Origin of the sequence: Variovorax jilinensis (assembly GCF_030316885.1) — a bacterium.
Taxonomy (GTDB): Bacteria; Pseudomonadota; Gammaproteobacteria; order Burkholderiales; family Burkholderiaceae_C; genus Variovorax; species Variovorax jilinensis.
This window is the reverse complement of the sequence record NZ_JASZYQ010000003.1, coordinates 458212-472600: the sequence shown is the minus strand read 5'-3', so window position 1 is coordinate 472600 and position 14389 is coordinate 458212. Positions and strand designations below refer to the sequence as shown.

Annotated in this window: 11 protein-coding genes; 8 read left to right on the top strand and 3 right to left on the bottom strand. The window is 66.4% G+C overall.

Going from position 1 to position 14389, the window contains the following annotated elements; genetic code table 11:
• Positions 1 to 170 precede the first annotated feature (170 nt).
• The 7 genes from QTH87_RS13710 to QTH87_RS13680 all read left to right on the top strand — a co-directional run bounded on the left by QTH87_RS13710 (position 171) and on the right by QTH87_RS13680 (position 9457).
• Entirely contained in the window at positions 171 to 1955 is a 1785-nt protein-coding gene (locus QTH87_RS13710) for an acetolactate synthase 3 catalytic subunit (RefSeq protein WP_286609731.1), read from the top strand.
• A gap of 131 nt (positions 1956 to 2086) precedes the next feature.
• The gene (ilvN, locus tag QTH87_RS13705; RefSeq protein WP_158722722.1) at positions 2087 to 2578 is read left to right on the top strand and encodes an acetolactate synthase small subunit; all 492 of its coding nucleotides are present in this window, start codon (positions 2087 to 2089) and stop codon (positions 2576 to 2578) included.
• A 50-nt stretch (positions 2579 to 2628) separates the two neighbouring features.
• A complete protein-coding gene (gene ilvC, locus QTH87_RS13700) occupies positions 2629 to 3645 on the top strand; it encodes a ketol-acid reductoisomerase (RefSeq protein WP_286609728.1) in 1017 nt (338 codons plus the stop codon).
• A gap of 147 nt (positions 3646 to 3792) precedes the next feature.
• Complete coding sequence (pssA, locus tag QTH87_RS13695) at positions 3793 to 4617, top strand: CDP-diacylglycerol--serine O-phosphatidyltransferase (RefSeq protein ID WP_286609726.1); 825 nt, start codon at positions 3793 to 3795, stop codon at positions 4615 to 4617.
• A gap of 183 nt (positions 4618 to 4800) precedes the next feature.
• Positions 4801 to 6504: a 2-isopropylmalate synthase gene (gene leuA, locus QTH87_RS13690; RefSeq protein ID WP_286609725.1), complete on the top strand. Its 1704-nt coding sequence runs from the start codon at positions 4801 to 4803 to the stop codon at positions 6502 to 6504.
• Positions 6505 to 6592: 88 nt separating this feature from the next.
• Positions 6593 to 8131: a 2-isopropylmalate synthase gene (locus QTH87_RS13685; protein ID WP_286609724.1), complete on the top strand. Its 1539-nt coding sequence runs from the start codon at positions 6593 to 6595 to the stop codon at positions 8129 to 8131.
• A 117-nt stretch (positions 8132 to 8248) separates the two neighbouring features.
• Positions 8249 to 9457 carry a serine hydrolase gene (locus tag QTH87_RS13680; protein ID WP_286609723.1) on the top strand — a complete coding sequence of 403 codons (1209 nt, stop codon included), beginning with the start codon at positions 8249 to 8251 and terminating at the stop codon, positions 9455 to 9457.
• A gap of 80 nt (positions 9458 to 9537) precedes the next feature.
• On the opposite strand, the gene QTH87_RS13675 is transcribed toward QTH87_RS13680, so the two are convergent.
• Genes QTH87_RS13675 through aat form a run of 3 tightly spaced genes read right to left on the bottom strand, consistent with a single transcriptional unit; the run spans position 9538 to position 11861 of the window.
• Positions 9538 to 10332, bottom strand: a complete 795-nt coding sequence (locus QTH87_RS13675) for an IclR family transcriptional regulator (RefSeq protein ID WP_286609721.1) — start codon at positions 10330 to 10332, stop codon at positions 9538 to 9540.
• Between the two features lie 30 nt (positions 10333 to 10362).
• Entirely contained in the window at positions 10363 to 11112 is a 750-nt protein-coding gene (locus QTH87_RS13670) for an arginyltransferase (protein WP_286609719.1), read from the bottom strand.
• Complete coding sequence (gene aat, locus QTH87_RS13665; RefSeq protein ID WP_286609717.1) at positions 11109 to 11861, bottom strand: leucyl/phenylalanyl-tRNA--protein transferase; 753 nt, start codon at positions 11859 to 11861, stop codon at positions 11109 to 11111. Before aat ends, QTH87_RS13670 begins: the two co-directional genes overlap by 4 nt.
• Before the next feature lie 117 nt (positions 11862 to 11978).
• Here aat and QTH87_RS13660 point away from each other — a divergent pair, with 117 nt between their 5' ends.
• Positions 11979 to 14306 carry a xanthine dehydrogenase family protein molybdopterin-binding subunit gene (locus tag QTH87_RS13660; RefSeq protein WP_286609716.1) on the top strand — a complete coding sequence of 776 codons (2328 nt, stop codon included), beginning with the start codon at positions 11979 to 11981 and terminating at the stop codon, positions 14304 to 14306.
• Positions 14307 to 14389 lie beyond the last annotated feature (83 nt).

Here is a 14389-nt window from a genome sequence, read left to right as displayed (position 1 = left end):
GTCCGGGAGATGTCATAATCCGCCTTGCAAGTCAAAAGGCAAACGGGTCAAGGTCCGGCGGTATCACTCATCCGCCCATGGCTTTGGCCTCAAGTCCCGACGCGGCTTCAAAAGAGCTGGCGAAGGGGCACCCAAGGTTTTTCGTTCCCGAAAAAACACAAAGGTTCATCATGGAAATCTCCAAGGCGGAAATCGCTTCCGCAGCCGCTGCATCCTCCGGGATGGGCAACCAAACCCAAGAACTCATGGGCGCCGAAGTGCTGGTCAAGGCACTGCAGGCCGAAGGCGTCAACTATGTCTGGGGCTACCCGGGCGGCGCGGTTCTCTACATCTACGACGCGTTCTACAAGCAGGACACCATCCAGCACGTGCTGGTCCGGCACGAGCAGGCAGCGGTGCACGCGGCCGACGGCTATGCGCGCGCGACCGGCGAAGTCGGCGTGGCGCTGGTCACCTCCGGTCCCGGGCTGACCAACGCGGTCACCGGCATCGCGACGGCCTACATGGATTCGATCCCGATGGTGATCATCTCGGGCCAGGTGCCGACCGCCGCCATCGGCCTCGACGCCTTCCAGGAATGCGACACGGTCGGCATCACGCGGCCCATCGTCAAGCACAACTTCCTCGTCAAGGATCCCAAGGATCTGGCGATGACGATGAAGAAGGCCTTCCACATCGCACGCACCGGCCGTCCGGGCCCGGTGGTGGTCGACGTGCCAAAGGACGTCTCCTTCAAGAAGACGCCCTACAGCGGTTACCCCGACAAGGTCGAGATGCGCTCGTACAACCCGGTGCGCAAGGGCCATGGCGGGCAGATCCGCAAGGCGCTTCAGCTGCTGCTGGCCGCCAAGCGGCCCTACATCTATACCGGCGGCGGCGTGCTGCTCGGCAATGCCACCAACGAGCTGCGCACGCTGGTCGACATGCTGGGCTATCCGGTCACCAACACGCTGATGGGCCTGGGCGCCTACCCGGCCAGCGACCGCAAGTTCCTCGGCATGCTGGGCATGCACGGCACCATCGAAGCCAACAACGCGATGCAGAACTGCGACGTGCTGCTGGCCGTCGGCGCCCGTTTCGACGACCGCGTGATCGGCAACCCGAAGCATTTCGCACAGAACGAACGCAAGATCATCCACGTCGACATCGATCCGTCGAGCATTTCCAAGCGCGTGAAGGTCGACATCCCGATCGTGGGCGACGTCAAGGACGTGCTGACCGAGCTGATCTCGATGATCCGCGAAAGCACGACCCGGCCCGACGCCGGCGCGCTCGCGAACTGGTGGGAAACCATCGAGGCCTGGCGCAGCAAGGACTGCCTGAAGTACGACCGCGGCAACAAGGACGTCATCAAGCCGCAGTACGTGGTCGAGACGCTCTGGAACATGACCAAGGACGCGGATACCTACGTCACGTCCGACGTCGGGCAGCACCAGATGTGGGCCGCGCAGTACTACCGCTTCGACGAGCCGCGGCGCTGGATCAACTCCGGCGGCCTGGGCACCATGGGCGTGGGCATTCCCTACGCCATGGGGATCAAGCTCGCGAAGCCCGAGTCCGAGGTGTTCTGCATCACGGGCGAAGGCTCGGTGCAGATGAACATCCAGGAACTGTCGACCTGTCTGCAATACAACACCCCGATCAAGATCTGCTCGCTCAACAACCGCTACCTCGGCATGGTGCGGCAGTGGCAGGAGATCGAGTATTCGGGCCGCTACAGCCACAGCTACATGGACGCGCTGCCGAACTTCGTGAAGCTGGCCGAGGCCTACGGGCACGTCGGCCTGCTGATCGAACGCCCGCAGGACGTCGAACCGGCGCTGCGCGAGGCGCGCAAGCTCAAGGACCGCACCGTGTTCATGGACTTCCGCACCGACCCGACCGAGAACGTGTTCCCGATGGTCAAGGCCGGCATGGGCATCACCGAGATGCTGCTCGGCTCCGAGGATCTCTAGGCCTTACGAACGACGCCGGTCCATTGCCTGGGCCGGCCCCTCATCCACCTACTTCTGGCGAATCTATTGTCCGTCGAGCCCGCGCATTACCGTGCACGGGGGAGGGCGGCGAAAAGAGGAGTCCATACGACATGAAACACATCATCGCGGTGCTGCTCGAGAACGAGCCCGGAGCACTTTCGCGCGTGGTCGGCCTGTTCTCGGCCCGCGGCTACAACATCGAATCGCTGACCGTCGCGCCGACCGAGGATCCGAGCCTCTCGCGCATGACCATCGTCACCGCCGGCTCGGACGACGTGATCGAGCAGATCACCAAGCACCTGAACCGGCTGATCGAGGTCGTCAAGGTGGTCGACCTGACCGAAGGCGCCTACACCGAGCGCGAGCTCATGATGGTGAAGGTGCGCGCGGTCGGCAAGGAGCGCGAAGAGATGATGCGCATGGCCGAGATCTTCCGCGGCCGCATCATCGACGTGACCGACAAGAGCTACACCATCGAGCTCACCGGCGATCACGGCAAGAACGACGCCTTTCTCGAAGCCATCGACCGCGCGGCGATCCTCGAGACGGTCCGTACCGGCGCCAGCGGCATCGGCCGCGGCGAGCGCATCCTGCGCGTCTGAACCCAACCCATCCACACACACCACCACCGGATCAACGAAGGAGCACTCTCATGAAGGTTTATTACGACAAGGACGCCGACCTCAGCCTCATCAAGGGCAAGACCGTCGCGATCATCGGCTACGGCAGCCAGGGCCATGCGCACGCGCAGAACCTCAACGACAGCGGCGTGAAGGTCGTGGTCGGCCTGCGCAAGGGCGGCGCCTCCTGGGACAAGGTCGGCAAGGCCGGCCTCAAGGTCGCCGAAGTGGCCGACGCGGTGAAGTCCGCCGATGTCGTCATGATCCTGCTGCCCGACGAGCAGATCGCCAGCGTCTACAAGAACGACGTCGCGCCGAACATCAAGGAAGGCGCCTCGCTGGTCTTCGCCCACGGCTTCAACGTGCACTACGGCTTCGTGCAGCCGCGCGCCGACCTCGACGTCTGGATGGTCGCGCCCAAGGCCCCGGGCCACACCGTGCGCAGCACCTACACGCAGGGCGGCGGCGTGCCCCACCTCGTGGCCGTTCACCAGGACAAGTCCGGCAAGGCGCGCGACCTGGCCCTGAGCTACGCCACCGCCAATGGCGGCGGCAAGGCCGGCATCATCGAGACCAACTTCCGCGAAGAGACCGAGACCGACCTGTTCGGCGAGCAGGCCGTCCTGTGCGGCGGCACCGTCGAGCTGATCAAGGCCGGCTTCGAGACGCTGGTGGAAGCCGGCTACGCGCCCGAGATGGCGTACTTCGAATGCCTGCACGAGCTCAAGCTGATCGTCGACCTGATCTACGAAGGCGGCATCGCCAACATGAACTACTCGATCTCGAACAACGCCGAATACGGCGAGTACGTCACGGGCCCGCGCATCGTGACCGAAGAGACCAAGAAGGTCATGAAGCAGGTCCTGAAGGACATCCAGACCGGCGAATACGCGAAGAGCTTCGTGCTCGAGGCCGCTGCCGGCCAGCCGGCGCTGATCAGCCGCCGCCGCATCAATGCCGAGCATCAGATCGAGGTCGTCGGCGAGCAGCTGCGCGCGATGATGCCCTGGATCAAGAAGAACAAGCTGGTCGACCAGACCCGCAACTGATCGGGCTCGTCCCGTCGCGAAGGGCCACCCTGCGGTGGCCCTTTTTCATGGCGGCGCCAGCTGGCGCCTGAACTACACTGCCACCGATGTCCGCAACCCTCCGTCCTGCCTCGAATCCGCCCGCCTTTCAGACCGGAGGCCGAGCCCATGCATGACGACACGCTCCCCGACGAAGTCCCCACGCGCAAGCGGCGCAAGGGCATCTACATCCTGCCCAACCTGTTCACGCTGGCGGCGCTGTTCGGCGGCTTCTACTCGGTCGTGATGGCCATGAACGCGCGCTTCGATCTCGCCGCGCTCGGCGTCTTCGCGGCGATGATCCTCGACAGCCTCGATGGTCGCGTGGCGCGCATGACCAACACCCAGAGCGCCTTCGGCGAGCAGATGGATTCCCTTTCGGACATGGTGTCCTTCGGCGCCGCGCCGGCGCTGATCGCCTACGAATGGTCGCTCAAGGGCCTGGGCCGCTGGGGCTGGATCGCGGCCTTCGTCTACTGTGCCTGCGCGGCGCTGCGGCTGGCACGCTTCAACGTCAACACCGGCGTGGTCGACAAGCGCTGGTTCCAGGGCCTGCCGTCGCCCGCGGCGGCTGCGCTGGTGGCGGGCTTCATCTGGCTCATGACCGAATGGGGCAAGCGCGGCGGCGAGGTGCTGTACCTGTCGTGGACCCAGATCACCTGGATCACCTTCGCCTTCACGCTCTACGCCGGCCTTTCGATGGTGACCAACGCGCCGTTCTACAGCTTCAAGGACGTGCAGATGAAGAAGAGCGTGCCCTTTGCCGTGATCGTGCTGATCGCGCTCGGCATCGCGGTCATCAACATCCATCCGCCGACCGTGCTCTTCGGCTGCTTCGTGGCCTACGGCCTGAGCGGCTTCGTGGTCTATGCCTGGCGCAAGGCCAAGGGGCAGCAGGTGAGCGTGATCAGTATTTCCACCGACGAGCCCGACGAACGCGGACTGCACAACTGAGCCCGGCCTGTGCTAAAGTCGCTCCTTCCATGAACAAGATTTCGCTGGCCCTACTACTGATCCCCTTCGGGCGGAGACGGTAGAGCGCGCGCGCAAATCCCTCACCTCGGCCCGTTCGCACCAGCAACGGGCCGTTTTGTTTGGGGTTGCTGGTGGATTCCCAACCACAGCGAGAAATCCAAGATGTTGAAGCAACCCGACCGCAAGTACCGCGCCTTCGCCCCGATTGCCTTGAAGGACCGCACCTGGCCCGATGCCGTGCTGACCCGGGCGCCGATCTGGCTGTCGACCGACCTGCGCGACGGCAACCAGGCGCTGGTGGAGCCGATGGACATCGCGCGCAAGATGAAGATGTTCGAGGCGCTGGTGGCGATCGGCTTCAAGGAGATCGAGGTCGGCTTCCCCTCGGCCTCGCAGGTCGAGTTCGACTTCGTGCGCAAGCTGATCGAGGAAGACCGCATCCCGGACGACGTCACGATCCAGGTGCTCACGCAGGCGCGCGACCACCTTATCGAGCGCACCTTCGAGGCCCTGCAGGGCGCGCCGCGGGCGATCGTGCATCTCTACAACGCGGTGGCGCCCATCATGCGCCGCGTGGTGCTCGGCATGGACGAGGACCAGATCGTCGAGCTCGCGACCACCCATGCGCGCATGTTCAACACGATCGCCGCGAAGCAGCCGGGCACGCAGTGGACCTTTCAGTATTCGCCCGAGATGTTCTCGGGCACTGACCTGGCCTTCTCCAAGCGCGTGGTCGATGCGGTGACCGAGGTCTGGGCGCCGACGCCCGAGCGCAAGTGCATCGTCAACCTGCCGTCGACCGTCGAGCATTCGACGCCGAATGTCTTCGCCGACATGATCGAGTGGATGCATCGCAACCTCGCGCGCCGCGATTCGATCGTGCTGTCGGTGCATCCCCACAACGACCGCGGCACCGGGACGGCGGCCGGCGAGTTCGCGGTGATGGCCGGTGCCGACCGACTCGAAGGCTGCCTGTTCGGCAACGGCGAGCGCACTGGCAACCTCGACCTCGTGAACGTCGCGCTCAACCTCTACACGCAGGGCGTCTCGCCCGGGCTCGACTTCTCCAACATCGACGAGATCCGCGCCATCGTCGAGCACTGCAATCAGCTGCCGGTGCATCCGCGTCATCCCTACGTGGGCGACCTGGTCTACACCTCGTTCTCCGGCTCGCACCAGGATGCGATCAAGAAGGCCTTCGGCGCCCGCAAGGACGGCGACATCTGGGACATGCCCTACCTGCCGATCGATCCGAAGGACGTCGGCCGAAGCTACGAGGCGGTGATCCGCGTCAACAGCCAGTCCGGCAAGGGCGGCATCGCCTACCTGCTCGAGAGCGAGTACGGCCTCGAGCTGCCGCGCCGCCTGCAGATGGAGTTCAGCCAGACCGTGCAGCGCGTGATGGACGTCGCCGGCAAGGAACTCACGGCGGCCGATCTCTACGCGCTGTTCGAGCGCGAATACGGCATCCGCGACGGCAACGGCCCGCAGCACCAGGTGCTCGAAGAGCAGGGCGAGGGCGCCACGGCAACCGTTCAACTGCGAGCCGAGCTGCCCTGGGACGGCAAGATGCGCCCGATCGAGGGCCGCGGCAACGGGCCGATCGATGCCTTCATCCATGCGCTGGCCGGTGCGACGGGTCACGCGGTGCGCGTGATCGACTACCACCAGCATGCGATCGGCGCCGGCGCCGACGCGCGCGCGGTGGCCTACCTCGAGCTGCGCGTCGACGAGGCGGTGACGCTGTTCGGCGTCGGCATCGACGCGAACATCATCTCGGCCTCGCTGAAGGCGATCGTCTCGGGCCTGATCCGGTCCCGGGGGCAGGGCGCGCGCAGCGCACAATCGGTGGCCGAGCCCGCATAAGCAACGGACGCAACGCACAGGCGCCCACGCCCGGGCGGCCAACGGACCCGCACCGTCGGCCGCCCGGGCGCATTCGAAGGAGACCACGATGACCGACAAGCTGATCATTTTCGACACCACCCTGCGCGACGGCGAACAGTCGCCCGGTGCGTCCATGACCAAGGACGAGAAGCTGCGCATCGCGCGCCAGCTGGAGCGGCTGCGGGTCGACGTGATCGAGGCCGGCTTCCCGGCCAGCTCGAACGGCGACTTCGACGCCGTCAGCGCGATTGCCAGCGCGATCAGGGAGTCGACCGTCTGCGGGCTGTCGCGCGCCAACGACCGCGACATCTCGCGTGCCGCCGAGGCGCTCAAGGGCGCGGCCAACGGCCGCATCCACACCTTCATCGCGACATCGCCGCTGCACATGGAGAAGAAGCTGCGCATGACGCCCGACCAGGTGTTCGAGCAGGCGAAGCTGGCGGTGCGCTTCGCGCGCAACCTCGTGGCCGACGTCGAGTTCAGCCCCGAGGACGGCTACCGCAGCGACCCCGATTACCTGTGCCGCGTGCTCGAGGCCGTGATCGCCGAGGGCGCGACCACCATCAACGTGCCCGACACGGTCGGCTACGCGATTCCCGAGCTCTACGGCAATTTCATCAAGTCACTGCGCGAGCGCATCCCGAACAGCGACCGCGCGATCTGGTCGGTGCACTGCCACAACGACCTCGGGATGGCGGTGGCCAATTCGCTGGCCGGCGTCAAGATCGGCGGCGCACGGCAGGTGGAATGCACCATCAATGGCCTCGGCGAGCGGGCCGGCAACTGCTCGCTTGAAGAGATCGTGATGGCGGTCAAGACCCGCAAGGACTACTTCGGCCTCGAGATGGGCATCGACACGCGGCACATCGTGGCGGCCAGCCGCATGGTCAGCCAGACCACCGGCTTCGTGGTGCAGCCCAACAAGGCCGTGGTGGGCGCCAACGCCTTCGCCCATGCCTCGGGCATCCACCAGGACGGCGTGCTCAAGGCACGCGACACCTACGAGATCATGCGGGCCGAGGACGTGGGCTGGACCGCCAACAAGATCGTGCTGGGCAAGCTCAGCGGCCGCAACGCCTTCAAGCAGCGGCTGCAGGACCTGGGCGTGACCATGGAGAGCGAGGCGGACATCAACGCGGCCTTTTCTCGCTTCAAGGAGCTGGCCGACCGGAAAAGCGAGATTTTCGACGAAGACATCCTCGCGCTGGTCAGCGCGGAGGAGCTCTCGCACGTTGCAGAGCAGTTTGGCTTCGTCTCCTTGTCGCAACACAGTGAAACCGGCGAGCGGCCCCAGGCCCGGATCGTGTTCACGGTGCAGGGCAGGGAAGTGACCGGCGAGTCCGAAGGGAACGGTCCGGTCGATGCCTCGCTGAAAGCCATCGAGGCCCACGTCCGGAGCGGGGCCGAGATGGTGCTCTATTCGGTCAATGCGATCAGCGGATCGACGGAGAGCCAGGGCGAGGTGACGGTGCGCTTGCAGAATGCCGGCCGCGTGGTCAACGGTGTGGGGGCCGATCCCGACATCGTGGTGGCGTCGGCAAAAGCATACTTAAGTGCTCTCAACAAGTTACAGAGCCAAGCTGAGAGAGTGGCTGCACAAGGTTAGGTTTCAGGGCGCTGCTTGCTTTTGATCGAAGAAAAGAGCGCAAGTAACTGATATTGCGTGTCTTTTTCGATTTCGTTTACACTGCGGTCACCTTTTATCGCCGCTGGAGAGTTTTTGATGCCTGAAGCCCGTTTCTACCGAGTTTCCAGCCAGCGGTTTCTTCCCGCCTTTCGCCTCGCCGCCGTCGTGCTCTGCGCCACGGCGTTTTTCTTGCCCGGCGCCCATGCGGCGGCCGAAAAGAAGGCCTCCGGCGCCAAGAAGACCGCGGTGAGCGCGGACGCCAAGGGCAAGGGCAGCAAGACGGCGGCAGCGCCGGCTTCGAAGCGCGGCACCTCGGCAGGCGACAAGACGTCCAGGGCCGGCAAGGCCGACAAGGCCGACAAGAGCGTGAGCGGCGGCCGCAACGTGGTGGCCACCATCCGCCAGAAGAACGGCAAGACCGTGGTCGCGGTGCAGCGTCGCTCGATCGTGCGGGTGGCCGAGGCGCCGGCGCGCCAGTCCTTCGGCCAGATGGCCGGCCTGCACAGCACCGAGGATGCGCTCGACCTCAAGTCGAGCGTGGCGCTCGTGATCGACCAGGACACGCAGGAAGTGCTGTTCAGCAAGAACGACCACGCGGTGCTGCCGATCGCATCGCTGACCAAGCTCATGACCGGCCTGCTGATCAGCGAGGCGCGGCTGCCGGCCGACGAGATGATCATGATCACGCAGGACGACGTCGACACCGAGAAGTTCAGCCGCTCGCGCCTGACCGTGGGCAGCACGCTCCCGCGCGGCGAACTGCTGCACCTGGCGCTGATGTCCAGCGAGAACCGCGCCGCCCACGCACTGGGCCGCACCTATCCCGGCGGCCTCGCCACCTTCGTGAGCGTGATGAACGCCAAGGCCAAGATGCTCGGCATGAAGGACACCCGCTACGTCGAACCCACCGGCCTGTCGAGCCGCAACCAGTCGAGCGCGCAGGACCTGGCGCTGCTGGTCAACGCCGCTTACGCCGACGCGACGGTGCGCCAGCTTTCCACTTCGCCGGAATACCAGGTCGAGGTCGGCAACCGGACGCTGCAGTTCAACACCACCAACCGACTCGTCAAGAGCCCCGACTGGGACATCGGCGTGCAGAAGACCGGCTACATCTCCGAGGCCGGCCAGTGCCTCGTGATGCAGACCAAGATCGCGGGCCGCAAGCTGATCATGGTGTTCCTGGATTCGGCCGGCAAGTTCAGCCGCATCGGCGATGCCGAGCGCGTCCGCCGCTGGGTCGAAGCCAATCACATGGCTCATCCCAACGGACTGCAGCAGGCTGCCTACGTGCACGCCGCGAGCTAGGAGGCTGCACATCGCACCCGGAACGCCGCCTTCAGGGCGGCGTTTTTCGTTGTGCCTTCAGGGCGGCGTTTTTCGTTGGATCAGGCCGCCGCCGCCTGCTCAGCCTTGTAGCCCAGCGCGCCGGAAATCTCGTTCGCGGTCGCCTGCAGCTTGGGCAGCCAGCCTTCGTCGAGCCTGTCGGCCGGCGCCGAGATCGACAGCCCGGCCACCAGCTTGCCCTGGTCGTCGTAGATGCCGGCGGCCATGCAGCGCACGCCCAGTTCCAGTTCCTCGTTGTCGCGCGCGATGCCGTACTGGCGCGCCTTCGACAGCTCCCGTTCGAGTGCCGGCAACTGGGTGATGCTGTTGCGCGTGTGGCCGGCCAGCCCAGTACGGGTGGCGTAGCTGCGGATGCGCTGCGGCTCGTCGACCGCGAGGAACAGCTTGCCGGTGGAGGTGAGATGCAGCGGCGCCCGGCCGCCGATGGCGCGCACCACCTGCATGCCCGAGCGCTCGCTGTAGGCGCGCTCCACGTAGACGATCTCGTCGCCCTGGCGCATGCTGAGGTTCACCGGCTGCTGGGTCAGCTTGTGCAGCTCGCGCATGGGCGTGAGCGCCGCATCGCGCACGTTGAGCCGGCCCTTGACCAGGTTGCCGAGCTCGAGCAGGCGCATGCCCAGCCGGTAGCTGCCGGCCTCGGGTCGGTCGACGAAGCGGCCGACGGCCAGGTCGTTGAGGATGCGGTGGGTGGTCGACGGGTGCAGGCCCGTCTTTTCGCTGATCTCCTTGAGCGAGATCGCTTCTTCACGCGAAGCCAGCACGTCGATGAGGGCGAACATCCGCTCGATGACCTGGATCACGGGCGTGGCTGGAACGTCGGATTGTGGTTTTCTCATGTGCAACGCGGTGGGAGACCGGTTGCCATTTTACTTGGTGAAATGACCGGACGGTTGCCAGCGGCCATCGATCAGCACTTCGTGGGGTGCGTAGCGGGCCTTGTAGTTCATCTTGGTGCTGCCCTCGATCCAGTAGCCGAGGTAGACGTGAGGCAGTTCGAGCTTGCGTGCCTGCTCGATCTGCCACAGCACGCTGTAGTTGCCGTAGCCCGCCCCGGGCTCGGGCTCGTAGAAGGTGTAGACCGCCGACAGGCCGTCGTTGAGCACGTCGAGGATCGACACCATCTTGAGCGCACCGGCACTGCCGTCCGGCAGCGTCTCGCGGAACTCGACCAGGCGCGAATTGACCCGGCTCTGGAGCAGGAACTGGGTGTACTGGTCGATGCTGTCGTGGTCCATGCCGCCGCCCGAATGGCGGCCGTTCTGGTAGCGCAGGTAGAGCTGGTAGTGCTCGGGCACGAAGCACAGCTTGAGCACGCGCGCCTGCAGGTCGCTGTGACGGGCCATCGCGCGGCGCTGGCTGCGTCCGGGCTTGAACGCGTTGGCCAGCACGCGCAGCGGCACGCAGGCGTTGCAGCCGTCGCAGTAGGGGCGGTAGGTGAACATGCCGCTGCGCCGGAAGCCGCTCAGGACCAGGTCCGAGTAGGCGTCGTTGTGGATCAGGTGGCTGGGCGTCGCGACCTGCGAGCGGGCCTGCCGGTCCGGCAGGTAGCTGCACGGATAGGGTGCCGTCGCGTAGAACTGCAGCGTGTGGAGCGGGAGGTCCTTGAGGTGCGTCACGTCGGAAGGGAGGTTCGCGCGGGCAGGAGTTCGTTCCAGTATACGGGCTCGAAGCGCCACGCAGGCCCCGGCTCCGTGCGTGCCTGCGCGACCTGCGCCAGGAAGCGCGCGCGCGGCATTTCGCGCGCGCCGAGGCTGGCGAGGTGGCCGGTCTTCTGCTGGCAGTCGATCTGGACGATGCCGTAGCTGCGGCAGAAGGCGACCAGCGCCGCCAGCGCGATCTTCGACGCATCGGTGCGGCGGGTGAACATCGATTCGCCGAACACGGCGCGGCCGATGGCGACGCAGTAGAGGCCGCCCGCCAGTTCGCCGTCGATCCAGGTCTCGACGCTATGGGCATGGCCGGCGCGATGCAGCGCGCCGTAGGCGGCCACCATCTCGGGCAGGATCCAGGTGCCCGCCTGGCCGACCCTGGGCGCACCCGAGCAGGCCGCGATCACGCTCTCGAAGGCATGGTCGAAGCGGATCTCGCAGCCTTCGGTCTGGCGGAAATTCACGAGCGCGCGGCGCAGCGATCGATGCAGGGTGAAGCGCGACGTCTCGAGCACCATGCGCGGATCGGGGCTCCACCAGAGGATCGGCTGGCCCTCGCTGAACCACGGAAAGATGCCGTTGCCGTAGGCCTGCAGCAGGCTGCTCACGTCGAGTCCGCCGCCCGCAGCCAGCAGGCCGGGCACGGGGTCGGATTCGCCCCAGGCGAGCGCGGCGTCGGGCAGCGGATCGCCGGGGTCGAGCCATGGAAGTTGCATGGCTGGAGGTATACACGGCTTCGGGTTCGGCCCGGCGCGATCTGCCGAATGGCCCGGAAATCCCTATAGTCGTCGGTGCGCTCTCGGCGCCCACGATCAAGACTCCAAAGGACCACGGTGACAACTGAGACGAATCCCATGCGCTTCGGCAGCGGACAGGCCGTTCGACGGCTCGAGGACGAGAAGCTGCTCGAAGGCGGCGGCCGCTACACCGACGACTTCTCGCTTCCGGGCCAGGCCTGGCTGTGCTTCGTGCGCTCGCCGTACCCGCACGCGCGTGTGGGGTCGATCGACACCTCGGCGGCAGCGGCCATGCCCGGGGTGCTCGGCATCTACACCGGTGCTGACCTGAACGCCGCGAACGTCAAGCCCATGCCGGGCGCCGCGGGCTTCAAGCGCGCCGACGGCAGCGACTGCGCGACCCCGCCGCGCCATGTGCTGGCGCTCGACACCGTCCGCTTCGTGGGCGAACCGGTGGCGATGGTGATCGCCGGATCGATGGCCCAGGCGCGCGATGCGGCCGAGGCCGTGCTGATCGACTACGAGTCGCTGCCGATGGTGGTCGACCTGCCGGGCGCCATCGCCGATGACGCACCGCAGGTCTGGGCGCCGGCCACGGGCAACATTGCCGCCGAGATGCGCCACGGCAATGCCGAAGCCACGGCCGCGGCCTTCGCCAAGGCCGCCCACGTGGTGGCACTCGACTTCGTCAATCAGCGCGTGGTGGCGCTCACGATCGAGCCGCGCACCGTGCTGGCCGACTTCGACACGGCGTCCGAACGCATCACGATCCGCATGAGCACCCAGATGCCTTCGGGCGTGCGCGATTCGGTCTGTGCCGCCATCGGGCTCGCGAAGGAAAAAGTGCGCGTCGTGGTCGGCGACGTCGGCGGCGGCTTCGGCATGAAGACCGGCGCCTATCCGGAGGACATCGCGGTCGCCTACGCCGCCCGCGCGCTGCAACGACCGGTCAAGTGGGTGGCCGATCGCAGCGAGGAGTTCCTCTCGAGCTCGCACGGTCGCGACATCGAGGCCCGGGCCGAGCTCGCGCTCGACGACCAGGGCAAGATCCTCGGCCTGCGCATCAGGACCCATGCGAACGTCGGCGCCTACGCCACGGGCACCGGCGTCGCGATCCAGTTGCTGATCGGCCCCTGGGTGCAGACCAGCGTCTACGACATCCAGACCATCGATTTCCATTTCAAGGCCGTGCTGAGCCACACGGCGCCCACCGGCGCCTACCGTGGCGCCGGGCGCCCCGAAGCCATCTACACGATCGAGCGGCTGATGGACGAGGCTGCGCGCCAGACCGGCATCGACCGCATCGAGCTGCGCCGGCGCAACTTCATCAGTCCGGCGCAGATGCCCTACAAGAACCCGATGCAGCAGGTCTACGACACCGGCGCCTTCGAGTCGGTGATGGACCAGGCGCTGGCGCTGGCCGACTGGCATGGCTTCGACGCACGCGCGGCCGAGTCGAAGAAGGCCGGACGCCTTCGCGGCCTCGGCATCGCGACCTTCCTCGAGTGGACGGGCGGCAACGTGTTCGAGGAGCGGGTGACGGTCGCGGTGCGGCCCGACGGCATCATCGAGGTCTTCTCGGCCGTCAACGCGATGGGGCAGGGCATCGCGACCACGCTGGCGCAACTGGTGGTGGATGCCTTCGGCGTGCCGATCGAGCAGGTGCAGATCGTGCTGGGCGATACCGACCGCGGCGACGGCTTCGGCAGCGCCGGCTCGCGATCGCTGTTCACGGGCGGCTCGGCGGTGCGCGTGGGTGCCGAACGCACCATCGACAAGGGCCGCGAACTGGCGGCCGCCGAACTCGAGGTGGCGGCCGAGGACATCCAATATGCGGCCGGCGTCTTCAAGGTGGCGGGCACCGACCTGAAGCTCGATCTGTTCACGCTGGCCGGCAAGCAACCCGAAGGCCAGATCTTCGTCGACTCCACCAGCACCGTGTCCGGCCCCACCTGGCCCAACGGCTGCCATATCGCGGAGGTCGAGGTCGATCCGCCGACCGGCGAGATCAGCGTGCTGACCTATGCGTCGGTCAACGACGTCGGCCGGGTCGTGAATCCGCTGATCGTGCGCGGGCAGCTCGAGGGCGGTGCCGTGCAGGGCATCGGCCAGGCGCTGTGCGAGCGCGTGGTCTACGACACCGAGACCGGCCAGCCGCTGACCGGCAGCCTGATGGACTACGCGGCGCCGCGCGCCGACATCCTGGCCACCATGTTCCGCATGGAGATGGACGAATCGACGCCGTGCAAGAACAACCCGCTGGGCGTCAAGGGCGTGGGCGAGCTCGGCACCATCGGCGCCACGCCGGCCGTGGTCAATGCGGTGGCCGATGCGCTGGCGCGCAACGGCATGGCGGCCCGGACGCCGCACCTGGACATGCCGCTGACGGCGGACCGGATGTGGAAGCTGATGGCGGCTGACTAGTCAGAGGGGGACGGAGCAAGAGGCGCTGCGCACCTTCTGGGCTGTCCCGCAATCTTGATCAGTTGGGGACAGAGCAAAAACCG